This window comes from Bacillus changyiensis (assembly GCF_027706145.1).
In the GTDB taxonomy this organism is placed as follows: Bacteria; Bacillota; Bacilli; order Bacillales; family Bacillaceae; genus Bacillus; species Bacillus changyiensis.
The window spans coordinates 19,906-45,299 of sequence record NZ_JAQFWW010000002.1 but is presented as its reverse complement, the minus strand read 5'-3'; the positions used below and the strand labels follow the sequence as shown (position 1 = coordinate 45,299).

The window sequence follows — 25,394 nt, the reverse complement described above, 5'->3', positions numbered from 1 at the left end:
ACTCGAGTTGGCTCCCACAGCCTTTGCTTTCAAAAACGCTAAATATCTTCAATTCAGCAATGAGCTTTCCGATGTAGAAAAAGCTAAAGACATTGCGGAAGCCATGAATAAAAGCGGTCAACTTTCAAGTTACCAGTTGAATATGGTTGGGAAAGGTGTCAGTGAGGGGGTTGGTTCGGTATCTAAACAACCTGTCCAAATAATTGGTTAGTATGTTTTATCTTTTGTCCTTTTGAGATAAAACAAGGAGAACATTACCTCGTTGAAATGGAATTGACTATACTAGATGACCTCGTAATTTCTAAAAATGATTCAGTTGAAAAAGGTATAGAAAGAATAGGAGATAGTTTTCTTATTTTATTAAAGGTACTTTGAATATTGATACAGGAATTATTGATGCAGGTATACTATTTAAGGTAGATGGTGAATTTCTATTTGACTATGGATATCTTCATAATCAATATGTAAAAATACGGGTGGATAGAATAGACGTTGAGTTTATTTGCTGATAGATAAACCTTGATAATCTTAGTAAATTAAATATAAGAAGGGAAAACGTCTTTGTTACTCTGCCGAATTGGGTCATCAAATTTAAATTTTTTATGAAATGTCGCCCGAGATACATACATACTATCGTGAGGATTGAAGTAATACTTCAATAGAATAAAGCAATACGAAGAGAACTTAGGTATATACAAATAGGAATTGTGGCTACATGTAATTGGCGTGTCTCTGATTCCTTTAGTGATCCTTTGCTCAATACGCTTCATTTATAGAATTCATTCAAACAAAGTAGGTGGAATAAGTGACAGGTAGAAGATTGATAGATAGATGGGAAGATGATAATAAAATGTTTCTTTGTGAAAGTATTAAGGACAGATTGTTTCCTACATTATATGGTGGAATTATAGGGGATTTAATGGGGGTACCAGTTGAATTTAAGAAAAGAGGCACATTCAAAGTACAAGATGTAATGGGGTATGGCACATATAATCAACCTCCTGGTACTTGGTCTGATGATACTTCCTTAACTTTATGTATGGTTGAAAATATGATAGAAGAAGGAAACATAGAGCATTTGATGCGAAAATTTCTTAAATATCAGGAAGAAGGTTATTGGACCCCATTTGACGAGATGTTTGATATTGGAAGAACGACAGTTGAAGCTATTACTCGGTTTAAAAAAGGAATTCAGGCTGAAAAATGCGGTGGTCAATCTGAATATGATAATGGCAATGGTGCTATTATGAGAATTTCACCTTTGATCTTTCGATTATACAATGAGTTTGATTTTATTAAAAAAACAGAAATCATTAAACAATACACTGAAATGACCCATGCCCATTCGCGTGCAGTAGTAGGCTCAATTATATACATTGAATTATTATTAAGGTTATACCACAATAATTCGCTTGAGGAATCATTAAAAAGAGTCCATAATCTTTTTGTTGAAACTTTTGAAGGCGATCATGTTTACATAAAAGAGTTAAAACATTATGAGAAAATCTTTGATCATAATGTTTTAAGAACTCCACAAGAAGAAATTCAATCAGGTGGATATGTAGTTGATACTTTAGAAGCAGCCATATGGTGTTTAGGAAATACTTCTTCATTTAAAGATGCTGTTTTAAAGGCAGTAAATTTAGGAGAAGATACAGACACTATAGCTTCCATTACAGGAACATTGGCAGGCATGTATTATAAGATTGATGGAATTCCAAAAGAGTGGTTAGAGAAAATAGTTAGAAAACAAGATATTGATCAGTTAATAAAAAGGTTCTACGAATACTGTGTTAATCAAGCGATGATAGAGGAATATGGTGGATTGTAAAGTATTTATTGGCTCAACATGAAACTATATGAGATTCTTAAAATACTAAGTAGAAAAGATTCTAAAGACGATTATCAGCAATATACATAAACAAGCAAATTCCTTCTGGAAGATCATTAGGAAAATAAAAGGGAAAAATAATTTCATGAAATGACCTTACCGCATTTGAACAGAAATATTTAGTTGAAGCTATGCAGTACCTTTCGAAGAAACAAGATTTTTCAGGAATAAGTTTGGACAGATAATATAGATGATGTAATTTGTCCTAGAAAGAGATAAGTAACAAAAACTTGGAGATATTTGTTTTCAAAAGCTAAAAATCGCTAATAGATATGATAGAGTAGTAAGTATCAAATATCGATGCGAATTTCTGAAATCACTCTTGTGACTATGTCATCTTCAACCAGTACAAAACAGCTTAACAACTGCCGATAATAAAAGTAAGTTTAAAATGGCTACATAAGGTGCAGAGCACAAAAATAAAAGTGCTGGGTTCCGAATCTAAAAATAAAACAGAAGAAAGAGGAGTGTTCAAGATCATGTCAAAGATGAGAAAGACAACGATGCTATTCACATCCATTCTATTAATATTTAGCCTGTTGGGGATAGGGATGCCCCTTTCAGCCAAGGCAGCAAGTAAGCCAACGTATACGATTTCTCCAAACACGAAACCAACAAATAAAAAAATGCTAAAATTTACAACATACAACACCTATACGAAACATTACTATCTTGTTCGTTCTTATCTTGAGAAGCTAGAGAAAAAAGGTGGAGGAAAATTGGTGTTGAAAAAGGGGACCTATACAATTAGCAACGCTTTGTATGTTCCATCAAATGTAACGATTGAGATGCAAAATGGCGTAAAGATTGTGAAGGGCAAAAAAACAGGAACTCGTAAATTTGGTGCTTCAAAATCTATTTTTCAATTAATTCGGCCATCAAAAGCGGCAAAGTCAGGTGTATATGGAAAATTCAACGGAGAAAAGAATATAACGTTTCAAGGGAAGGGCACTGTCATCTTTGATATGAAGTATGACAAAGACTGTGTCGGAATTATCATTGGTCACAACCGAAATGTGAAGATCAGAAATATTCAATTCAAAAATCTATATTCTGGTCATTTTATCGAATTAGATGCTTCCAGGAATGTTGACATTCGAAATAATTCATTTGTTGGATCCAAGGCTTCTGCTAACGTCAATAAGGAAGCGATTAATCTTGATACGCCTGATAAAACGACGAAAGGCTGGAGTCAAAAGTGGAGCAAGTATGATAAAACAGCAAATCAAATTGTAACAATTGAGAATAATCGTTTTAAAGGTCTTGACCGTTCAATCGGAACCCACAAATATTCCGGTGGCAAATATCATGATAGGGTGGTTCTTCGCAATAATAAAATTAGCTCTATCCGCTCTGATGCTATTCGTGTCATGAACTGGTCCAATTCGATCATTGAAAGAAATGTGATTGATCATGTTGCAGGAGGTAACTCTGGCAAACGAGGAATTTTAGTGAGTGGAGCCAAAAACCCTACGATTCGAAACAATACATTTCATAAAGTAGGACGAGTCATTCAATTTATGCCTTGGAAAAACAGTGGTCCAGGATCTCGATACGGGATCACCTACAATAAACTAAGCTCAGCCAACAAAAAAGCCCTTATAACAAACAAAGCAACAAACATTTCTGAACGTTTCATCCGAATCAACAACAAATACAACGAATTCACAAAATACACCCAAAAAATCAAACTGAGATAAGGGAATTGATCCCTTGTCTTTTTTTGGAAAAATTCAACTTGATGATATTTCCTCTTCATTGTTTGATTATTTTGGCATATATATGATTAGAAAAAAAGGGGGAATTTGAGTTAAAAAAATAACTTTTGGCAAATATGACATTTACCTTACTATTTTCATTGGCAACGTGTAACTCAAATATTCATTTTTCAACTAATGAAAACACATCTGACAAGAAACGAACAGAATAGACACTAAGCGTGTTCCAGTCAAGCTTGTCCATGTAGTGGATGGAGACACAATTAAAGTAAAATATAAAGGGAAAGACAAAACAGTCCGATATTTATTTAGTTGACACACCACCAGAAACAAAAAAAGAAATTCTTGTGTGGTGCGCATCCCTACGGAAAAGATGTCTCTGCAAGAAATAAACAACTAGTAACAGAGCAGTAAAATAAAATTAGAATTTGATAGATAAGGAAGATTACTAGATTATGTTTATATGGATGGAGAATCAGTTCAAGGAAGATCTTGCGCGAGTTACCTATATCTATCCTTCAATATAACATATTTAGATCGGTTTAAAGAAGATAAAAAAGTGCTAAGCACAAGGAGACTGCCATCTAGAGTATACCGAGCAGAGTGTAAAGGATTTATGTCAAATCATTCTAAGACTTCATCTAATGGAATGAAGTCACCATCCCAATCTGTCTCTTTGCTCGAAATGGACACAATTATAATGATAACAACATGACAGAAACACAAAGCAAATTTCAGCTGATTCTATAGATTCATGTAAAAAAATGCACATAACCATTTTATATGCAATAAAGATCTAACGTTCGACAATATCTACTAAATTCGCTGGTGTTTTGGTTTCACGACGGTTGTTATAGTTTAACTTACATGTTTCGCAGCCTAAACCCAATGTATGTTCAGCCTGCACTCCCATACCGAAACGTTTGCTGTAAATGGGGTCAAAAAAATTACAATAAGGCTTCAATTCCTCAGCACCTTCAGCTTCGTAATACTTTTGTACAGCACATTCTGTAAATTCTAATTCCACCTCTGTTTCATGACCTTTTTGATTGATGCTGCATGTGTAGACAAAATCTTCCGTATATATTTTCTTCTGACTTCGTTTTGCCTGTTTTTGCATATAGTGCATTGACAATTTTGTAAATACCGAATGACTGATTATTTTGGCAACCCAAGGAGATAATGACTTAAAAAAATCATCAGATGCTTCATGAGAAATTTGAATGACGTCTTCAACGGTTCCACCTTTGGATTTTATGACTCGATATAAAGCGATAATCCAACCATTAATAATCATGACAGGAGTAAACATATTTTTTCTACCCCCAATATATGGAATTCTAGGGATTAGATTTTCAAACTCATTTCGAACTTCGGCTGTTATATTGAGAGCCTCAGTTTTACCATATTTAGTTTGGAGCTTTTGTTCAGCCAAATTGAAATACTTGTCAAACGATTTCATCAGTTTGGCTTTATCATAAGTTGCTTTTTTCATTCTTATCCCTCCGTACATTTTGCTTCATTTATTTTTGTATGATCTTTTAGGTTCATGTTCTTTCCGATAGAGGCTAAATTCACAAATGACACAAGAAGTAATCATCTGAAAGTATAGACAATTCAACCTTTTAAAGGTCTCAATTTTCTTAATTCTGATAATGGGTATAAATCTGGTATTTGATATTTAGCTGATTTCTGCATAATTTTTTAAAAACGGATATGCAGATTGTTCATCTTTCCAACCAGAAAGGATTCCATACATTCCTACAATTTAAGGAAAATCTTTTCCTGCTTCTTTGCTGTAGTCTAAGCCGTACGACAAGCGATAGGGTTATCTTTTTTCGATTTAAAACCAATCCTTTAAATAATCAAATTATAATAACTTTTATTACGACTTCTTGGATTCTTTCATCTTTAATGTTTTCCATATTGATGATGCGTTTCTACTTCACTAAGGGAAGTTTATTTGTCATCTTTTATTCCTTCTTTTCTAGCAATATAGTCATAAGAATGTCTAACTTCACACAAAGATCTTTAAAAAATGTTTCAAACGTCATATCATCCTTTAGAACAAATTTGCTAAACAAATACATGATTATTCCGTAAGAAAGATCTAAAAATTGATCAATTGATTCGTCTTTAGAGATGAGCTGTTGTGATTTTAGTTCGAGTAAATGGTACCTTAATTTTTGAATGATTATCCGATCAAATTCCAACAAACCTTCAAATATGACTTTACTTTCCGGTGTGTACTTAAATACAGCAGAAAACACTTCTCGTAGTAAAGACTTGTTTATATGTTTGGCTGGACTTAAATAGTGATCTAAAAATGCGAAGATTTCTGGTTTAATTTGATTTGGATCTGATTTTGAGGAAGAGAATTCATATTTTTCTACACAAAACATTTTACTAATAAGTGAAAAAAGGATCTCACTTTTATTTGAAAAATAATTAAAAACTGTACCTTCAGCAATACCGGCTTCTTTGGCAATTTCTGAAGTCTTTGTATGGGTATAACCTTTCACTAAAAAAATCTTTTCTGCTGCAAATAGAATTTTATTTCGAGTTTCTTCTTTCTTCTTTTTTCTTAATCCTGACATTTTTTAATCTCCCTATAAAAAAATGAGTTGAATCATTTATGAGTATACTCACATTTTAACTTATAATATTATGTAAATCAAGTTATTGAAGGTGGCTTATGTGTGAAAGAAAAACAAAAAGGTAAAAAGCCTCATTATCAAAGGTATGCCTCTCTCAACCAGCAAGTAAGCCAACTTACACGATTTTTCCAAACACGAAACCAATAAATAAAATGCTAAAAAAACATTACTATCTTGTTCATTCTTATCTTGAGGAGCTAGAGAAAAAAGGTGGAGGGAAATTAGTATTGAAAAAGGGAACCTACACAATTAGCAACGCTTGGTAGTTCCATCAAATCTAACAATTGAGGTGCAAAATGGCGTAAAGATCGTAAAAGAAAAAAACAGGAACTCAAAATCGATTTTTCAATTAATTCGTCCATCAAAAGCGGCAAAGTTAGGGGTATAGGAAAATACAATGGAGAAAAGAATATAACGTTTCAAGGGAAAGGTACTGTCACCTTTGATATGAAGTATGACAAGAATAGTGTCGGGTTATCATTGGTCACAACCGAAATATGAAGATCAAAATTCAAAAATCTAGTCATTTTATTGAATTAGATGCTTCAAGGAATGTGGCGGAAAGCGACCAATTCCCAATTTTTATTCATCCATACTACTTTCAGGACACCCCTTCCCTGTATGAAAATGAGAATGAAGCTAAACTCATTTAATGAACTGTGGCGCATTTCTTGGTCCTATTGAATAAACCAACATAAGACACCAAGAAGCATAAAAAGCATGTCACCTTTCTTTGATTCTTCATTTCTGAAAAATGTCCTTTTTACTTTGACGAGACCAAATCACGACAGGAATAAGTATGAAAGACAAAATCCCTCCAGCCAATGACAATGTTTCATAACTTGAACCAGCAACCACCATTCCAGATAAAGCACCACCTGAAGCTCCTGCCAACGCAATTAAAACATCCACAGTACCTTGAGTTCTAGCCCGTGTTGAAGTATTAGTTGAATCAACAATAAGTGCAGTGCCACTTATTAAACCAAAATTCCACCCTAAACCAAGTAATGAAAGAGCAATTAATAAGAGAATCATAGAATCACTTGGAGCAACCGCTGCTATAAAACCTGCTAGAAGCAATGTAGCTCCAGAAGCAATTGCCATCTTAGTACGACCAACCTTATCAACGAGGATTCCTGTCACCAGGGAAGGGAAATACATAAAACCTATATGAAATCCAATGACAAGGCCTATTTCACCTAAAGCGTGTCCATGATGTCTCATATGAACTGGTGTCATTGTCATAATAGCGACCATTATGATTTGAGTAAGAAGCATAATCGTTGCACCAACGATAACGCCTCTTTTGTTTTCTGCTTGTGTTGTATGTAACGGAGATCCGTCGGGATTGTGTGCTTGATTGGACGCTTCTATTGTTCTAGCCATAACTAATGGATCTGGGCGAAGCATGATGAAAAGTACCAGACCAGCTAAGATGAATGCTGCTGCCGATAAAATGAAAGGACCTGCAAGCGATGGAATACCAATTGAAAGAGCGAAATTTCCCATCACATTTACTAAATTTGGACCTGCAACTGCACCAAACGTTGTTGCCACCATTGCTATACTAATAGCAGTGGCCCGCTGCTTTTTATTTGCTAAATCTGTACCTGCATAACGAGCTTGTAAATTTGTTGCTGTGCCTGCACCATAAATAAGTAGGGATACAAATAAAAGAAAAACATTATTGATTAAAGCAGAAATCACAACACCAATCGCACCAAGACCTCCTACTATAAAGCCAGTTGCGAGACCAGTACGCCGCCCAAAACGTTGAGAGAGCCTTCCTACTAATAATGCAGCTCCTGCCGATCCTAAAGTAAATAATGCGGCGGGAAGTCCCGCAAATGCATCTGTTCCAAGCATTTTTTGTGCGAGAAGTGCTCCAACTGTTACTCCCGCAGCTAATCCTGCCCCACCAAACATTTGAGAAATAACGACAATGATTAATGTACGGTTATATAATTTTTTGTGTTTCTCTGGATGATTGATATAACTTTGTGCTAACTCATTCGATTCATTCAACATCTTATCTAAACACCATCTTCCTTCATATTTGATTTCAACCGACTCTACAAGCTCTATGGTCAATTCACATTCACCTTAAGCTTTTTTGTTAAATGTCTTGAAATTGATGCCAATCTTGACCACTGCTTTCTAAACGATAGGCATTTATACCTTTCATCTTTAAAAGTTCTACTGCTTTTACCGACATTAAACAATATGGTCCTCTACAATAGGCAACAACATCACAGTTGGTTGGTAAAGAAGACAGTTTATCCTGTAATTCCTCAATTGGTATAGAAATAGCACCCGGAATATGAGCTTTTTCATATTCTTCTTTCGGTCGAACATCTAACAATATCACTTCACCTTTATCAATTCGGTCATGAAGTTCTAAAAGTGAAACCCCATCCATACCAAGATGGGTATTTAAAAATTCTTGTTTGATTTGTTGAACCTGAATAAACTGTTTCTCTGCTAATGTATGCAAGGAACTTAAAAAATTAGAAATGGCTTCATCTGCTAATTCGTAAATAACATAGTTACCTTGCTTTTGAAATTTTACTAATCTGGATTGAGCAAGGGTTTGTAAATGCTGGGAAACATTCGCAACAGACATCGCAGTTGCTTTCGACAATGCTTCCACTGACTTAGGACCTTGAGATAAAATATCAAGAATCTCCAAACGCTTTGGACTAGAAAGACTTTTACCGATTCTTGCGAACTCATGATATAACAAATCTTTTAAATTTCTTTCATTGAGCATATTATTCACCAAACTATTCAAGTATTTTATTGAATGGTTGAATTATACTCTTTGCTCCAAATTTTGTCAAAAAACCTTTTCGATAGAGATAAATAAAAATTGTGTGTAACCCGATGGAAATTTACTTCTGAAGATATTGTACTGATTGGAACACTAGTTGGATATTTGTTTCTTAATTCAGTACAATGATAACTGGGATAGAAAAAATAGCTTAATGAAATAGTTAATAAACAGAAAGTCGCTGAGTTCATTCAACGAGTGAGCATTTTTAAGATAACCATGATAGGAGCAAACAAAAATGACTAAACAAATAAAAAAAGCTAAATGCCCATTCTGCGGCAGTGCCAATTTAACAAAGAAAAAAAGAGGTTGGACGCTTACAACGGGGATATATGGAATGAACGACATGAGATATAAGTGCCATGACTGTGGAAAAAAATTCATGGAGCACAAAGCGGATTTTAACTAATGAGTGTTGTGTTATTGAGAAGCGACTTCTAGAAAAACAATTCGATGAAATGTGAAGATGTTATATATGATAACGATGGGGATGACTAGTGTGGATTGTTTCAGTAGTTATGAAGAGCTTAATTGATCTATTGTAGAAGACTTTAAAGAGTTCTAAATCAGGGTTTATCGATTTTTTGCTAATTCAAATTATGTATGTTTCACAAAGAAGTGTATACTTCCTATAACATTTTTCCTTTGGGCAATAAAAAACACCCTCATCCTTAGAAAGGATGAGGTAAAATATTCAATGTACAAAGTCTTGGCTCACTCAAGGGAAGCTGGCTCATCCCCTACCCTATGGAAAGGGGGGGATGCTAATGACAACTTTTCAAGCAATCTATTTAATGATTGCTTTTGGCATGTTCATTCTTGCCTATAAAACAGAAGTAGACTTCCCTTGAGACCGACGAAAGTTCTAGAGAAGTCTACTCTTGAATTTTTGCATGAGCCAGCCCTTTGATGGGCCACTTTGTACATGGACTCGAATGTTGAGAGCGGTCGAGTCTTCTTTTTTATTTTATGCAATTTCTTTAGAAGATAATCCTTATTCTGTCTTTATGATAATGCAAAAAACGTTTTTTTGCAATGAGATAGCGCCAAATCCACTATTTAAAGCAAGTGATTCGAAACCCTCCAAACCACTTTTTTATAATCCGCAGGAGAAACAGTGAGGATATTTTCATTTGTAAACGTTCTTGTTTGTTGACTCTTAAAACAATAAGCTCTTAGATAACCTCGCTGATTTGATGAATAATGATTGATCTTTTGGAAATACGACCGTCTATTTGAGGAAAATGCGTTAGAAATTTCTAAAAATTCCAGCCGGTTATAATAGGAATAATATCCTAACCCTAACTTTTTCTTAGATATGTCTTTTCATCCCACAACATTTATAAAAAGAGTGGTAAACTTTTGTGTAAGTTACTTTAAAGAAGGAAGAATGGAATGAAAACACTTGATGTTCAGGTATTGCGTGAAGGAATGATAAAACGCTGGACGAATTAAAAGTTCAATCTGAAGAAATCGCCAAAATCAAAAAAAGCGTTGACGGTATTGGAAAGATGGCCATGTTCAACGATGGGCTATGGTGATGAATCAGCTTTTAATTCATGACCACATAAAGCAGCGTGTGTTGAAATATTTAGAATAACTTACACACTTTTCTTGACAAACCCTATTAAAAAATCATTCGGTTGATCAGTAAATAAAAACAAAAATACAAAAACAATCCAACCTATATTGGACATTTTCTATTACAGTCCATAAAAAAAACTACGCAAGGAATGGAAATTACTTGTTTTTTTTAGGCTGTGCTGTAATTGAAATAGTCATGAGTCTATCAAAGAAAACTTCTCGTCTACCATGCTATCGCTTGGTAAAATTAAAATGTTGAATTTCGATATATTCTCTCAAAATTCATTAGGTATTTAGTAGCCAAAGTCGATTGGATAGCTTGGGATGTAGAGAAAAACTCAATATATCCAAACAATGATTTTTTTGCTTTTTCCCTAGTTTTATAAGTGGTTGGATAAATAAGTTCTGTTTCAGGATTCCATGAAAGAATTCGATACAAGCATTGTCGTAACAATTTCCTTTCTGGCTCAAACTGCTGATCATATTAAACTTTATTATTCATTTTTAATACTCAGAAGAGGCATATTGAATTATACGGTCAGAGTGATGAATGACGCCATTCCGCAGTTTGATTACACTCTAAATATAACCAGCCAGGGTCGGACTATACGTGATATCTGTTACCCATGATTGATTTGCTTTAACTGTCTATTTAAGACGCTTTTACTTACTGGGTGTTATGTTTTGAATGAGTCGTTGCCTTGTATGTCTTGACGGTACAAGATCTCCAGTGACTCATTGTCATAATTCGTGATGCCGTACGTTCTTACCTTCACGCCACGTCTATTATACTGCCGTTTCATAGCTTGAATTCCAAGTGGATCTGAAAAATCTTTTCAACCGATTACTTTTTGGTCAGCTAACCACTTATGGAAACCCCATGAACATGGCACAGCTTCTTCACCGGTGATGAGCATTGAACAGATGTTTGTGAATGGTGATGATATTCCAGACAGGAAAACCCATTGTATAACGAAACTATATTAGATAGACTTGACAATGAAGAAGTATATAAGAAGTTATGACAGGCAATGGATTTCACAGAGCAGGAGCAAGCTATTTTATCACTCTGGAATACTGAGCCTGACATTCCAAGAAAGCGGTCAGCCTTTCTGAATATTACAGCAAGTAGAGCAGTAATGAAATTAAGGAGAAGTGAGCAGGGTAAAGGAGGCTTCTAGCTTTTTTTGAGAGATTATTTTATTGTTAAGTATAATGGTTAGATAATGCTATGCAGAAAATTTATATTTTCTGAGCATTTCATAATATGGTTAGGGGCTTAATATGAAACTATTGGCGAATAACTTCAATATTCAAGAGTTTTAATTAATTGAGGAGGAATATTATGCATTTATTTAATGCCAGTTCAATGTTTAATGAAAATGCTATAAAAGAAATATTAAGTCTAGTAAATAATCCGGAAAAATTAAAAAATAGATTAATTGAAGCAAAGAAAATGCTATTAAAAATGTACAATTTTAAAGGTTATAATGTACCGGAAGATTTTACTACTACATCTTATATAATAGCAACTAATCACTTAACTGATTCTGATGCTCCGCTAATTATGAGTTATTATTATGAGCTGATGCATCAAGTTATAGATACTTATCCGGAGTTATTTGTTTTCGCTAAAGAAAATTGCTTTAATGGTGTTTCCATACCTAAAGAATTAATGCCAATATTAGAGTTCGAAAAAATTTTTGCAGTTGATCGTAAAAGTTTTAGTGGATCAATGGCGGCGATGAAAGCTGCAGGAAAGTGGTTTGCTGAAGGTGAACAACCAAAGCATTTTCTGATATTCTCTCAAGGAACAATTTATGACATAAATAAAGATAGAGCAGAAGATATTGAAGCAGGAGCATTCTGGTTAGCCAGATTACTGGGTATTCCTGTTTTACCGGCTTTTATTGAGCAAGCTGTTGAAGGAGTCGAGAATCGTTTAGTATTTGGGAAGCCGATTTTTATACCCAAAGACTGCCGAAATTTTGATAACTATAAACAATTATGGTTAGAAAGAGTCATTGAAGCACAAAATGAATTAGGTACACTCACGGGAATTCCAGCAAGAGATGCTGTACTTGATGAAGATCATCAAACAAGAAAAAGATTTAACCAACTAATCAGGTAATTATATAATGTTTCAGATAAAAGCTGTAGCAAGAACACCCGTAAGTATGGATGATATAGGTCCAAAAGAATGGGGAGAGTTATTGGGCGACCCAGCTATACAACAGCTATTCTGATCGCATGATTCATCGTGCAGAAATTATTCACTTAACTGGTGATAGTTATCGTATTTTTCAAGCAAGAAAGTGTTCCAAATTAATGATCAAAAACTGCACCATTTTACTTGACGGTCACACTTCCTCTTTCAATATTGAATTGTGTTGTTCTAACATTCTTCCTAACTCGGCCTGTATAGACTACATCTTTCGTCAAGAAAGTGTGACTTATGTAATAATAAAAATTGATAAGATTCATAATGAAAGCAAACGTTGGCTAGCGATCAATTACAATGTAAAATGATTGTTAGCTTTAAGGTGCATGAACGATGGAACTTTGGACATGAATAGATAAAACATAAAGATTTATCATGGGTATTCATACTAACCGACTTTTCTTGTAATGTATGCTAGTCGATAATATGAATAATGAAGGTGTTGAAATGATGAATATAAAAACTTTAGAAGATAGAATAGGATTTGATGGATTTTATTATCCAAAATCATTTAGAAAAGCTATAGAACTAAATTTACTAGACTTTGACTTGTGGTATATCATGAATGAAGAAAGAGTGCTAGAAAGATTAAAAGGACTTAAAAACAGATATCCTAATAGAAATTTGATACCTTTTGCAAGAAGAGATGATAATGATGACATAGCATGCTTTGAAATAGGAAAAGGTGAAAAGGTTGAAATTATACATGACTTTGCATCAAGGGGATATGAGCAAAGAACAGAGTACAATGATTTCTGGGCTTGGTTAGTGGAGGCTACTAGAGAAATGGTTGAATACAATCGTGTCCGCCGAAATGAGCCATAAACAGGATTTCAAGTGAAAACTAAAAGCTCATGGTAACTAGTTTCTAATTTAAAATCTATATTAAAGTAGCAGTTAATATGGCAAAAATAAATAGTGAAAATTGAGAATTTGAAATTGAAAATAATATAATTTTACCGGAAGAATACATAAATTTTTAATCGACAATTTTATTAAACTGGCTAATAGAAGGACTAAAGAAAAATTGACTTTGAAAAAGCCATGAGCTATGTGCGAGCGACCTTGGATTTGAAGGTTTAGAGCTTACAGAAAAAGAGGAAGAGCTTTTAGAAAGACGGTATCGTGGAGAAATCACAGAAGTAGTATACATGCAAAAAGCACTTGAGTTGTCTTATTCTAAAGAATAAAATTGGACACTTTAAAATCAACATTCCAACGATCCTTATAATTACATTAAAAGAAGAGGAGAGAGGATGAGCGACATTAAACTTTAACCTTTGCTTATTCTTTCATTTTTTCTTTGGCACTGTTCCAAGGATTGATACATAAATCGATTAAAAAAAATAATTGAATAGGCAGGAGTTGAAGGATTTCAGGGACATTTATTACTGGTTTGGAGCGAATTCTGTAAAGGTTACAGAAGATAGCGAAAGTATTTGATTGTTGCTAATGATGGGCAAGACGATGGAGTCACTGATACTTCTTCTGAGAATCTAGACAGTACAGTCCGATCGTTGTTTTAGGAGCTGGGGATTATTTGGGGTATTCAACATTTGAGTTTTACTCAAAAACTTTTTATTTCGGTGAAAGAGGTCTTATCACTCATCCTAACAAGGGCTGACTCATATGTTTTTTCTCTGCTTGAGGGTTTGTATCCCCTTTTAATGAGTGCCCTAGTAAGGATGTTTCGCAAAGCTTTTTTATTTTTGTCTTTAGCACAAAGATTTTATCCTTCTAATTCCTTTACCGTTTCACCTTCAACGATCTCCGGTTGATAATAGGTTTCGTTCGGTAAACTCTTTTTTCCTTGTAATTTCTTTATGACCCAATCTGCTGCATCACGACCCATTTGTTCTTGTGGATGTGTCAATGTTGTTAGTTTAATGTTTGCATTTTTGGCAATGTAAGAATTGTCCTGTCCGATAATTGACAAATTTTCTGGAACAGATATATCAATTTGTCTGCATACATTTAATACTTCAAGCCCGACCTCATCGTTATAGCAAACAATTGCCGTCACGACGTCTCTTTTTTTAGTTAGAAACTCTTTCAAGTTTGTGTATAGATTAAGCTTCGTCTCTGTGTTATACGAAAGCACATGCTCTGGCTGGAATCGTAATTTTGCTTCTCCAAGCGCTTTAATATATCCCTTCATTCGATACTTTCCTTGTAAATCATCCATTTTTGAAATGAGTCCAATTTGTGTGTGTCCATTCGAAATCAGTTTTTTTGTTGCGAGGTAGCTGGACTGCACATCATCGAGACAAAAGAATGGAACATCTAACTCTTCATAATAAGCATTGATCATAATGAATGGAACATCCTGTTCCTTAAACGATAGGTAATAAGCAATATTGGGATTGTATAGATTGCTTTTGGTGGGTTCAACAATCAAACCATCCACACCAAATGACAACATCATTTCCAAAGCTTTTTTTTCTTGTTCAACATCATTATTTGTACTAGCTAACAATAACGAATAATTCTCCTCATTTAATCTTCCTTCAATTCCACGAATAATGGATGGGAAAATATAATCAGAAATGTAGGTTGTGATGACCCCGATTGTTTTATTGTTAGGACTCCCACCAGATTTTAATTGATATTGGTTACTAACATAAGTGCCGGACCCTTTTTCACTTCTTAAGAACCCCTCGTTGGATAGCTCTAAAATCGCCTTTCGAACAGTATGTCGGCTAACTTTGTACGTTTCTTGCATAGCAGATTCAGTAGGAACTTGTTCTCCTATACGGTAATCTCCTGAAAGAATTTTACTTTTAATATCATCAATAATGATCTGATATTTTGGTTTCATTTTATCACTTCTTTCATAATTGTTCAGATGCTAATGTTTTTGGTCGGAATATTTGTATGGACATATTTTAGCATGGGTTTGTGTGAATGAAAAGGTTATGACCTGATTTGCATACAAATTAACAAACGGTTTTATTTTTATCTAATTTTTCTAACATTAATAGAGTTTTATATAGAGAAATGTGAACGAAAAGGTAATTTGTAAGCATATATTATTTTTTGTTTGACAAATGTACGCACAAAAAATATACTAATGTTGTAAGTAAAGTTAAACGAAAAGGAAAGCGCCTCCTTTCAATTATAATTGAAACCGCTATCAGAAAGGGGGAGTAACATCAAAATAAGTCGATGAAATGCTTATGCAAAAAGGAAAGCGCTCCCTTTCGATTATAATTGAAACCGCTATCATAGAGGTGATTATGTGAAGACGAATCGAAACATCAAACAAGTGATTGCTAATGGAGAAACTTCACTTGGAATCGAATTCGGTTCCACGCGAATTAAAGCAGTGTTAATTGATCATCATTTTGAAACAATTGCATCTGGAAGTTATGAGTGGGAAAACCTCTTGGAGGATGGATTTTGGACATACAACTTAGTAGATATTATTACTGGCCTGCAGGCAGCTTATCGTGAAATGAAGCAAGAAGTTGAACGAAATTATGGAATGACGATTCGAACAGTTGGTTCTATTGGATTTTCTGCAATGATGCACGGGTATATGGCTTTTGACAATACTGGTGAGCTACTTGTTCCGTTTCGGACTTGGCGTAATGCAACTACCAGTGTTGCTGCAAAAGAATTAACTGATCAATTTCAATTTAATATTCCTGAACGGTGGAGTATTGCTCACCTTTACCAAGCTATATTAAATGAAGAAAAACATTTACGTCGTATTGATTTTATCACTACTTTAGCTGGATACATTCACTGGTTATTGACTGGTCAGAAAGCAATCGGAATTGGTGATGCTTCGGGCATGTTCCCAGTTGACGAGTCTTTGCAAGATTATAATGAATCAATGGTGAAGCAGTTTGATGAACTCATTGCGCACAAAGGTTATCCTTGGAAGCTAAAAGATATTCTTCCTAAAGTCTATGTGTCAGGTGAGCAAGCAGGTGAATTAACCGAAATAGGAGCAAAAATTCTCGATCAATCACAAAATTTACAACCAGGCATTCCGCTTTGTCCACCAGAAGGTGATGCTGGAACAGGGATGGTTGCTACGAACAGTGTGAGGAAATGTACAGGAAACGTTTCAGTAGGAACTTCAGTTTTTGCCATGATTGTATTAGAGAATGAACTTTCAAAAGTTCATCCAGAAATTGATTTGGTCACAACACCAAATGGTAGTCCAGTTGGAATGGTACATGCCAATAACTGTTCAAGTGATCTGAATGCTTGGTTAGGGTTGTTCCGGGAATTTTCGGAGGCAATGGGACAAAAGGTTGAAACGGATAAACTATTCAATGTGATGTTGAATAAAGCGTTGGAAGCCGATCCGGATGGTGGTGGTTTGCTTAGCTACGGTTATTTTTCAGGTGAAAATATTACAGGAATAGAAGAAGGCCGACCACTTTTTGTCCGCTCACCTGTGAGTCATTTCAATTTAGCCAACTTTATGCGGACCCATCTCTTTACTGCTTTTGGTGCTTTGAAAATCGGTATGGACATTTTGATCAAGCAAGAAAAAGTTGCAATTGATAGCATTTTAGCACATGGTGGTTTATTTAAAACCCCTGTTGTTGGACAAAAAATTGTTGCAGCTGCAATGAATGCTCCAGTTTCAGTTATGGCAACAGCCGGAGAAGGTGGGGCTTGGGGCATGGCAATTCTTGCTTCTTACATGATGGATAAAGATAAATATAGTTTAGAAGACTTCCTCGACAAAAAAGTTTTTAAAGAGGTTGATAGGCAAGAAATTTATCCTGATCAATTTGATGTTAAAGGATTTGAAGCATTTATCGAACGTTACAAAAAAGGTTTAGTGATTGAGCAGGCCGCTGTAGATCATTTCAGTGGAAAACTGGAGGAATTTACGTGTTAGAACAACTAAAAGAAGAAGTATTGCAAGCGAATTTGGATTTACCTAAACATGGACTTGTGAAATACACATGGGGAAATGTAAGTGCTATCGATCGTGAAAGCGGTTTATTTGTGATCAAACCTAGCGGTGTTGATTATGAGACGATGAAAGCTAGTGATATGGTCGTTGTTGATTTAGATGGCAATGTTGTTGAAGGAGAGCTAAACCCTTCATCAGATACGGCGACACACGCAGTACTATATCAGCATTACCGAGAAATCGGTGGCATTGTGCACACTCATTCAACTTGGGCGACAACCTGGGCTCAAGCAGGTCTTGATCTTCCAGCGATGGGGACCACTCATGCAGACACATTCTATGGTCCTGTACCATGTGCCCGCTTCTTGACACAAGAGGAGATTGATCGTGGTTACGAGGTAGAAACTGGTCGTGTCATCATCGAAACATTTGAAGAGCGAGGATTAGATATTTTAGCAGTACCCGGTATTTTACTTCATGGACACGGTCCGTTCACTTGGGGCAAAGATGCAAAGTCAGCAGTCATGAATAGCGTAGTCTTAGAAGAAGTTTCGAAAATGAATTTATTTACCCGAGAATTAAATCATTTTGCTGAAGAATTACCAAAGCGCATCTTAGATAAACACTATTTACGAAAACATGGGGAAAATGCCTATTATGGGCAAAAATAATATAAACTATTAAATGAAGAAAAGAGGATCCAAGATGACTACAAAAAAACAATTTTGGTTTGTCGTAGGTTCACAACATCTTTATGGTGAAGAAGCATTAGCAGAAGTGAAAGCACATGCACAAACAATGACAGATGCATTAAATGAAAGCGGTATCTTACCATATCCAGTTGTGTTGCAAGATTTAGCTGTTCGTGCAGATAAAATCACAAGCATGATGAAAGAGGTCAACTATCGTGATGAAGTTGCTGGTGTCATCACTTGGATGCATACTTTCTCACCTGCAAAAATGTGGATTCGTGGAACAAAATTATTACAAAAACCGTTACTTCATTTAGCAACACAATTTAATGAAAGTATTCCTTGGGAAACCATTGATATGGACTTCATGAACTTAAACCAATCAGCACATGGTGACCGTGAATATGGTTTTATCAATGCTCGTTTGAATAAACAAAATAAAGTTGTAGTAGGCTACTGGCAACGCGCTGAGGTTCAACAGCAAATTGCAGATTGGATGGACGTAGCAGTTGCTTATAATGAAAGCTTTAACATTAAAGTCGCTCGTTTTGGTGACAACATGCGTAATGTTGGAGTTACCGAAGGGGATAAAATAGAAGCGCAAATTCAATTTGGATGGACAGTTGACTATTTTGGTATTGGAGACCTTGTTCAATATGTCAATGCTGTTAAGGATGAAGAAATTGATGCTCTATTTACAGAATATGCAGACCTTTATGAATTTGATTATGGTACTTACAGTAAGGAAGATTGGGAAGCTAGTGTAAAAGTACAAGCAAGCTATGAAATTGCGATTAAACGTTTTCTTGATGATGGTGGTTACAATGCTTTTACATCTAACTTCGAAGATTTGTATGGAATGAAACAGCTTCCAGGTCTTGCGGTTCAACGTTTGATGGCACAAGGATATGGGTTTGCTGGTGAAGGAGATTGGAAGACTGCAGCGCTTGATCGCTTGCTTAAAGTGATGAGCCATCACCAATCAACAGGTTTTATGGAAGATTACACTTATGAATTAGCTGTTGGACAAGAATCAGTCCTTCAATCACATATGCTTGAAGTAGATCCAACCTTAGCAAGTAACAAACCAAAAATTGTTGTATCTCCACTAGGTATTGGTGATCGGGAAGATCCAGCTCGCTTGGTGTTTGACGGTCAAGCAGGCGATGGTGTGGTTGTTTCAATGGCTGACTTTGGAACTCATTTCAAACTGTTAATCAATGAAGTTTCTGCATTTGAGCCAATTGTTTCAGCACCAAAACTTCCAGTCGCTCGTGTACTTTGGAACATTAAACCAAACTTTCAAGATGGGGTTAAAGCTTGGATTGAGAATGGTGGCGGTCACCATACAGTTGTTTCATTGAATTTAACAACAGATCAAATTGTCACTTATGCAAAACTAGTAGGTTTGGAATACGTAGTGATTAAGTAATGTCTTGACCCTCCAAGGAGGCCGTGCATCCTTGGAGGTGAATTTTTCAGGTTGGATATTCATTCATCAGAGAGCGCGGTTTTTAAGGTGATATGAAAGCGCTTAAAACATCGGCGTGAAACGATGTTACTTATGGGGAAATTCAGACAACGGAAAGGAGAAATGCATCATGAGTAATGTATCAAGTAAGTTTATTTTCTTCTTCGGCTCATTTGCTGGAATCTTATTTGGTTATGATATAGGGATTATTGCAGGTGCGGAAGGACATATCAATCATGATTTTAATTTGAGTCCATTATGGTTAGGGATTGTTGTATCTTCATTAATGGGTGGAGCTATCATTGGGTCAATTTTAAGCGGTTTACTAGGGGATAAGTTTGGTCGTAGAAAACTAATCTTAATTGCTTCTGTTATTTTCTTTGTAGGTGCAGTAGGTTCTGCTTTTGCACCAGATGAAATCTTCTTGACAATTGCTCGTGTGTTCCTAGGAACAGCAGTCGGTACAGCTTCTTCTCTAGTTCCTGCATACATGTCCGAAATAGCACCAGCGAATATTCGGGGAAAACTATCAGGGTTGAACCAGTTAATGATTGTAATTGGGCTCTTGTTAAGTTATATCGTCGCTTTCATTTTTGAACCAATTCCAAACAGTTGGCGATTAATGCTTGGTAGTGCTGGTATTTTTGCCATCGTATTATACATTGGTATGTTAAAACTTCCAGAATCACCTCGCTACTTAATTAAAAATGGTATGGTAGATAAAGCACGCGAAGTATTAGCATCTCTTCGTAGTTCAAAAGCCGAAGTAGATGCTGAAATTTCTGAGATTCAAGATGTTGCTGAACATGAAGAATCAGGTATCGGACAGTTATTCCATAAGAAATTCCGGATGGCTCTCATTATTGGAGTTGGGATGGCTACTTTTCAACAAATTCAAGGTGCAAACTCAATTGTTTATTATGCTACAAGTATTGCACGTAAAGTTGGTTTAGCACCACAGGTAGCTGCTGGATTTACAGTTATTGTCGGTGTGATCTTCGTGGTGACAACCGTTATCTTCTTACAATTTGTAGATAAATATAATCGCCGGACAATCCTGACGATTGGCGGCGCCGGTATGGCTCTTTCATTCTTTACACCAGCAATTCTTGAAGCATTAGGAACGAATGAAGGTGTACTCAACTGGGTAACATTAATTGCACTTTGCTTTTTCATCCTTTTCTACTCGTTTTCTTGGGCACCACTTACTTGGATTATCGTTGGGGAAATCTTCCCGCTAGCTGTACGTGGCATCGGTGCTGGTATTTCATCAGCCTTCAACTGGACAGGTTCACTTGCAGTTGGACTTGTTTTCCCAGTCCTTGCAGCTAAGTTCAGTTTTGGTGTGATCTTCTCAGCTTTCGGTATCATCTGTGTTTTAGGGTTATTCTTCATCCGTTTCGTAGTTGTAGAAACGAAAGGCCGTAGCTTAGAACAGATTGAAACTGAAATGGCAGCTCGTTCTGCAAAAAAATCAGCTGAGGCTGCTAGAGTGTAATAAAGTTATTTACGCTTTTCTTAAGGCCGGAGTTGTACTTCGGCCATTTTTTAACTCGAGATTGATATTCTCATAAGATTGAGTTTTTAAGATTTTCATGTAACGTATACTATGTAAGAATCCATCTATGACAATACAAACGCGGAAGAAAATGTGCAACTAACTTTATAAAGAAAGTGTGATATCAAGATGAAATTCTTTTTAGACACAGCGAATGTAGAAGAAATCAAACGTATTCATAGCCTTGGTTTAGTTGATGGTGTAACGACTAATCCTACGATTATCAGTCGTGAAGGTCGCAACTTTGAAGAAGTCATCAAAGAAATTTGCTCAATTGTTTCTGGCCCCGTTTCAGCAGAAGTGATTAGTTTAGATGCTGAAGGGATGGTGAAAGAAGCACGTAAAATTGCAAAATGGGCAGATAACATTGTTGTGAAAATTCCGATGACAGAAGAAGGGTTAAAGGCTACACACATTTTGAGTCAAGAAGGTATTAAGACAAATGTGACACTTATTTTTTCTGTTGCACAAGGATTGATGGCAGCAAAAGCAGGTGCAACTTTTATTTCACCATTTTTAGGTCGTTTAGATGATATTGGCACACCTGGAATCAAACTAATTGAAGACTTACGCACAGTTTTGAATAATTATGGATTAAAAGCTGAAATTATTGCCGCAAGTATTCGTAGTCTTGAGCATGTTGAAGCTACTGCTAAAGTTGGTGCGCATATTGCAACCATTCCTGGTTCATTATTCCCTAAATTATGGAGCCATCCGTTAACAGATAACGGGATTGCACAATTCATGAAAGATTGGGAAAGCTTCAAGAAGGAGGAAGCCTAAGTGTTTGATAGAATTGATCATTTGGCAGTAAACGCAATTCGTACTTTGAGTATTGACGCAATTCAAAAAGCAAAATCAGGACATCCAGGTTTACCGATGGGTGCATCACCAATGGCTTATGTTCTTTGGTCAACATTTTTAAACGTCAATCCTAAGACTGGTCGTGATTGGACGAACCGTGACCGTTTCGTATTATCAGCTGGACACGGTTCAGCCATGCTGTATAGCTTACTTCATTTGTCAGGCTATAACTTGTCGATTGATGAGTTGAAGAACTTCCGCCAATGGGATTCGCTTACACCAGGACATCCTGAAGTGGATCATACTGATGGAGTGGAAGCAACAACAGGTCCGCTTGGACAAGGTTTTGCAAATGCTGTAGGAATGGCAATGGCAGAGGCTCATTTAGCTGCAACTTATAATAAAGGCGAATTCAAGATAGTGGACCACTTTACTTACACTTTATGTGGTGATGGAGATTTGATGGAGGGGGTTTCACAGGAAGCTGCATCACTTGCCGGGCATTTAAAACTAGGGAAATTAATAGCCTTCTATGATTCAAATGATATTTCTCTAGATGGACCAACTTCAAAAGCCTTTACTGAAAATGTAGGAAAACGTTTTGAAGCATATGGCTGGCAACATATTTTAGTGAACGATGGAAATGACTTAGCTGAGATTAGAAAGGCCATTGAGGCAGCCCAAACAGAGACAAGAAAACCAACTTTAATCGAAGTGAAAACAGTGATTGGATATGGTGCGCCGAATGAGGGGACAAGCGGTGTTCACGGCGCACCATTAGGTGATGAAGGCATCAAGCACGCAAAAAGTGTTTATGAGTGGTCACACGATGCTTTTGAAGTTCCAGAAGAAGTGTACGACCGTTTCTGTGAAACGATTCAAGCGCGTGGATGTCGTGCAGAAAGTGAATGGAATGTTTTATTTTCTGATTACGCTAAACAATTTCCAGACTTAGCTGAACAATATCTATCAGCATTTGCAGGCATTCTTCCTGATGGTTACGATAGTGAAATGCCAGTTTATGAAAAGGGAACGAGTGCTGCAAGCCGCGTCACTTCTCAAGAAATGATTCAAGCTTTATCAAAAACAGTTCCTACACTTTGGGGTGGATCAGCTGATCTTTCCAAATCAAACAATACCATGGTTGCGGCAGAGACAGATTTTTCTTCTGAAAATTATCGTGGGCGAAACATTTGGTTTGGTGTACGTGAATTCGCAATGGCTGCAGCTATGAATGGAATCGCACTCCATGGTGGCACACGAGTTTATGGAGGAACATTCTTTGTTTTCTCTAACTACTTACTTCCAGCCATTCGTATGGCAGCCATTCAACATTTACCGGTCACTTATGTGCTAACACATGACTCTATAGCAGTAGGAGAAGATGGCCCAACACATGAGCCAATTGAACAATTAGCTAGTGTTCGTTCTATTCCAAATGCAATCGTGATTCGCCCAGCAGACGGAAATGAAGTACGTGCTGCTTGGAAGTTAGCTGTTTCAGCAACTGACAAGCCAACCGTATTAGTTCTTAGTCGCCAAAACTTACCGGTTCTTCCTGGTACAGCAAGTGGTGCTGAAGAAAACGTGGCCAAAGGTGGATATGTTCTTTCTCCAGCACAAGGTGAAATACCTGAAGGGATTTTGATGGCTACTGGTGCAGAAGTCAAACTTGCATTAGATGCACAAGCAAAACTACGTGAAGAAGGGATCGATGTATCTGTTGTTTCTCTTCCAAGCTTCAATTTATTTGATCAACAATCTATTGAATATAAAGAATCAGTCTTACCATCATGTATTACAAAACGTGTAGCAATTGAAGCAGGTTCAAGCTTCGGTTGGGGTAAATACGTAGGACTAAAAGGTGCAACTGTCACCATCGATCAATTCGGTGCCTCAGCTCCTGGACAGATTGTGTACGAAACATTTGGCTTCACAGTAGAAAATGTCATGGCAAAATATAAAGCATTCGTTTAATGAAAAGTGAAAGGAGTCGGAAGAATGAACATAACCGAAAGACCATTTGGGGATAATCACTTGCTGTTTACGATTGAAAATGATCATGGGGTCATATTAGAAGTGTCAAACTTTGGTGCAAGAATCGTCAATCTTTATGTCCCAACTGCTTCAGGTCGTAAGAATATCGTATTGGGATTTGATGCTATAGAGGATTATCAGCAAGAAACATACTTCGGAGCGACAATCGGAAGAGTTGCAGGAAGAATAAAAAATGGTGAATTTTCTCTCGATGATATACATTACAAAACGTCTGTCAATCAATTAGGTAATACTTTACATGGTGGAAAACCTGGCTTCGATGAGAAAACTTGGGGTTATGAAATGAAGAAGACGGAACAAAGTGCATCAATCGTCTTTTCAACACATTCACCCGATGGTGAGAATGGTTTTCCAGGGAACATAGAAGTCAGTGTGACTTATACATTAGACAACTTCAATATTTGGTCTGTAAGCTATCAAGCAAAAAGTGATAAAAATACAATTTTTAACCCGACAAATCACGTCTATTTTAACTTAACAGGACATCCAAACCATTCAATTGATGATCATGCTTTACAAATATGCTCTAAAGAATTTGCACCAGTAGATGACGAAACCATGGTAACTGGTGAAAAGAGAAGTGTCATTGGAACGGCTTATGATTTTCGAACTCCGAAGAAATTAAAATCAACATTTGAATCCAATGATATAGAAGTGAACAAGGTGCAAGGGATCGATCATCCATTCTTTCTGGCGTGCTCAAATCTAGAGCAAATGGCAGCGAAATTGATCAGTCCTGATGAAAAAATAAAAGTTGAGGTATACACAGAAGAGCCAGCAATCGTTGTGTATACTACGAATTGTGTCGAAGGTGTGCCACTTATGCATGGAGAAAAATTAAGTCAACACGGTGGAATCACATTTGAAACCCAAGTGGCCCCAGGTGCAATTGAATTCGAAGATTTTGGAAATATTATTCTTCATGCGGGCGAAAGTTACACTTCTCAAACAAAGTACAACATCATTTTTTAGGGGTTACGATGTTTGTTTTGGATGGAACTTTTCCTTTCTTTAAAGAAGGAAGTTCC

At 36.1% G+C, this 25,394-nt stretch carries 19 protein-coding genes; 14 read left to right on the top strand and 5 right to left on the bottom strand.

The features are described from left to right. Nucleotides 1-7: 7 nt before the first annotated feature. The 3 genes from PDT38_RS07445 (at nt 8) to PDT38_RS07435 (ending at nt 3,591) form a co-directional block, all read left to right on the top strand. Nucleotides 8-211: a hypothetical protein gene (locus tag PDT38_RS07445; protein ID WP_270800242.1), complete on the top strand. Its 204-nt coding sequence runs from the start codon at nt 8-10 to the stop codon at nt 209-211. A gap of 594 nt (nt 212-805) precedes the next feature. Next, a complete protein-coding gene (locus tag PDT38_RS07440) occupies nt 806-1,831 on the top strand; it encodes an ADP-ribosylglycohydrolase family protein (RefSeq protein WP_270800241.1) in 1,026 nt (341 codons plus the stop codon). 539 nt (nt 1,832-2,370) lie between these two features. Further along, nucleotides 2,371-3,591 carry a right-handed parallel beta-helix repeat-containing protein gene (locus PDT38_RS07435; protein WP_270800239.1) on the top strand — a complete coding sequence of 407 codons (1,221 nt, stop codon included), beginning with the start codon at nt 2,371-2,373 and terminating at the stop codon, nt 3,589-3,591. A gap of 814 nt (nt 3,592-4,405) precedes the next feature. Here the strand turns inward: PDT38_RS07435 and PDT38_RS07430 are convergent. The 4 genes from PDT38_RS07430 to PDT38_RS07415 form a co-directional block, all read right to left on the bottom strand. Further along, nucleotides 4,406-5,104 (bottom strand): L-2-amino-thiazoline-4-carboxylic acid hydrolase, encoded by a 699-nt coding sequence (locus PDT38_RS07430; RefSeq protein WP_270800238.1) that lies wholly within the window; start codon nt 5,102-5,104, stop codon nt 4,406-4,408. 478 nt (nt 5,105-5,582) lie between these two features. Continuing rightward, entirely contained in the window at nt 5,583-6,206 is a 624-nt protein-coding gene (locus PDT38_RS07425; RefSeq protein ID WP_270800237.1) for a TetR/AcrR family transcriptional regulator, read from the bottom strand. Between the two features lie 801 nt (nt 6,207-7,007). Further along, nucleotides 7,008-8,294, bottom strand: a complete 1,287-nt coding sequence (locus tag PDT38_RS07420; protein WP_270801673.1) for an MFS transporter — start codon at nt 8,292-8,294, stop codon at nt 7,008-7,010. An 88-nt stretch (nt 8,295-8,382) separates the two neighbouring features. After that, on the bottom strand, nt 8,383-9,036 hold the full coding sequence (locus tag PDT38_RS07415; RefSeq protein ID WP_270800236.1) for an ArsR/SmtB family transcription factor: 654 nt from the start codon (nt 9,034-9,036) through the stop codon (nt 8,383-8,385). Between the two features lie 298 nt (nt 9,037-9,334). Between PDT38_RS07415 and PDT38_RS07410 the strand changes: the two genes are divergently transcribed. The 4 genes from PDT38_RS07410 to PDT38_RS07395 all read left to right on the top strand — a co-directional run bounded on the left by PDT38_RS07410 (nt 9,335) and on the right by PDT38_RS07395 (nt 13,726). Next, nucleotides 9,335-9,505 carry a hypothetical protein gene (locus PDT38_RS07410; RefSeq protein WP_270800235.1) on the top strand — a complete coding sequence of 57 codons (171 nt, stop codon included), beginning with the start codon at nt 9,335-9,337 and terminating at the stop codon, nt 9,503-9,505. Nucleotides 9,506-9,857: 352 nt separating this feature from the next. Further along, nucleotides 9,858-9,947 carry a putative holin-like toxin gene (locus PDT38_RS07405; protein WP_270800234.1) on the top strand — a complete coding sequence of 30 codons (90 nt, stop codon included), beginning with the start codon at nt 9,858-9,860 and terminating at the stop codon, nt 9,945-9,947. A 2,078-nt stretch (nt 9,948-12,025) separates the two neighbouring features. Next, nucleotides 12,026-12,811 (top strand): 1-acyl-sn-glycerol-3-phosphate acyltransferase, encoded by a 786-nt coding sequence (locus PDT38_RS07400; protein WP_270800233.1) that lies wholly within the window; start codon nt 12,026-12,028, stop codon nt 12,809-12,811. Between the two features lie 537 nt (nt 12,812-13,348). After that, the gene (locus PDT38_RS07395) at nt 13,349-13,726 is read left to right on the top strand and encodes a hypothetical protein (RefSeq protein ID WP_270800232.1); all 378 of its coding nucleotides are present in this window, start codon (nt 13,349-13,351) and stop codon (nt 13,724-13,726) included. Between the two features lie 904 nt (nt 13,727-14,630). On the opposite strand, the gene PDT38_RS07390 is transcribed toward PDT38_RS07395, so the two are convergent. Beyond that, the gene (locus tag PDT38_RS07390; protein ID WP_270800231.1) at nt 14,631-15,719 is read right to left on the bottom strand and encodes a GntR family transcriptional regulator; all 1,089 of its coding nucleotides are present in this window, start codon (nt 15,717-15,719) and stop codon (nt 14,631-14,633) included. Nucleotides 15,720-16,139: 420 nt separating this feature from the next. Here PDT38_RS07390 and PDT38_RS07385 point away from each other — a divergent pair, with 420 nt between their 5' ends. The 7 genes from PDT38_RS07385 (at nt 16,140) to PDT38_RS07355 (ending at nt 25,338) form a co-directional block, all read left to right on the top strand. Next, nucleotides 16,140-17,765 carry a xylulokinase gene (locus PDT38_RS07385; RefSeq protein ID WP_270800230.1) on the top strand — a complete coding sequence of 542 codons (1,626 nt, stop codon included), beginning with the start codon at nt 16,140-16,142 and terminating at the stop codon, nt 17,763-17,765. Then, a complete protein-coding gene (locus PDT38_RS07380) occupies nt 17,759-18,454 on the top strand; it encodes an L-ribulose-5-phosphate 4-epimerase (RefSeq protein WP_270800229.1) in 696 nt (231 codons plus the stop codon). Before PDT38_RS07385 ends, PDT38_RS07380 begins: the two co-directional genes overlap by 7 nt. Before the next feature lie 34 nt (nt 18,455-18,488). After that, entirely contained in the window at nt 18,489-19,907 is a 1,419-nt protein-coding gene (araA, locus tag PDT38_RS07375) for an L-arabinose isomerase (protein WP_270800227.1), read from the top strand. A gap of 166 nt (nt 19,908-20,073) precedes the next feature. Beyond that, complete coding sequence (locus tag PDT38_RS07370) at nt 20,074-21,444, top strand: sugar porter family MFS transporter (protein ID WP_270801671.1); 1,371 nt, start codon at nt 20,074-20,076, stop codon at nt 21,442-21,444. A 189-nt stretch (nt 21,445-21,633) separates the two neighbouring features. Continuing rightward, nucleotides 21,634-22,287, top strand: coding sequence for a fructose-6-phosphate aldolase (gene fsa / locus PDT38_RS07365; RefSeq protein WP_270800225.1), 654 nt, complete (start codon nt 21,634-21,636; stop codon nt 22,285-22,287). Further along, entirely contained in the window at nt 22,288-24,285 is a 1,998-nt protein-coding gene (gene tkt / locus PDT38_RS07360; RefSeq protein ID WP_270800223.1) for a transketolase, read from the top strand. 24 nt (nt 24,286-24,309) lie between these two features. After that, nucleotides 24,310-25,338, top strand: coding sequence for an aldose epimerase family protein (locus PDT38_RS07355; protein ID WP_270800221.1), 1,029 nt, complete (start codon nt 24,310-24,312; stop codon nt 25,336-25,338). Nucleotides 25,339-25,394: the final 56 nt, after the last annotated feature.

Excerpts from the sequence above, each read along its gene's own strand:
- PDT38_RS07425 (WP_270800237.1), bottom strand. The coding sequence starts at position 6,206 with ATGTCAGGATTAAGAAAAAAGAAGAAAGAAGAAACTCGAAATAAAATT.
- PDT38_RS07410 (WP_270800235.1), top strand. The coding sequence starts at position 9,335 with ATGACTAAACAAATAAAAAAAGCTAAATGCCCATTCTGCGGCAGTGCC.
- PDT38_RS07420 (WP_270801673.1), bottom strand. The coding sequence starts at position 8,294 with ATGTTGAATGAATCGAATGAGTTAGCACAAAGTTATATCAATCATCCA.
- PDT38_RS07400 (WP_270800233.1), top strand. The coding sequence starts at position 12,026 with ATGCATTTATTTAATGCCAGTTCAATGTTTAATGAAAATGCTATAAAA.
- PDT38_RS07405 (WP_270800234.1), top strand. The coding sequence starts at position 9,858 with ATGCTAATGACAACTTTTCAAGCAATCTATTTAATGATTGCTTTTGGC.
- PDT38_RS07435 (WP_270800239.1), top strand. The coding sequence starts at position 2,371 with ATGTCAAAGATGAGAAAGACAACGATGCTATTCACATCCATTCTATTA.
- PDT38_RS07390 (WP_270800231.1), bottom strand. The coding sequence starts at position 15,719 with ATGAAACCAAAATATCAGATCATTATTGATGATATTAAAAGTAAAATT.
- fsa (WP_270800225.1), top strand. The coding sequence starts at position 21,634 with ATGAAATTCTTTTTAGACACAGCGAATGTAGAAGAAATCAAACGTATT.
- PDT38_RS07355 (WP_270800221.1), top strand. The coding sequence starts at position 24,310 with ATGAACATAACCGAAAGACCATTTGGGGATAATCACTTGCTGTTTACG.
- PDT38_RS07430 (WP_270800238.1), bottom strand. The coding sequence starts at position 5,104 with ATGAAAAAAGCAACTTATGATAAAGCCAAACTGATGAAATCGTTTGAC.
- PDT38_RS07395 (WP_270800232.1), top strand. The coding sequence starts at position 13,349 with ATGATGAATATAAAAACTTTAGAAGATAGAATAGGATTTGATGGATTT.
- PDT38_RS07415 (WP_270800236.1), bottom strand. The coding sequence starts at position 9,036 with ATGCTCAATGAAAGAAATTTAAAAGATTTGTTATATCATGAGTTCGCA.
- araA (WP_270800227.1), top strand. The coding sequence starts at position 18,489 with ATGACTACAAAAAAACAATTTTGGTTTGTCGTAGGTTCACAACATCTT.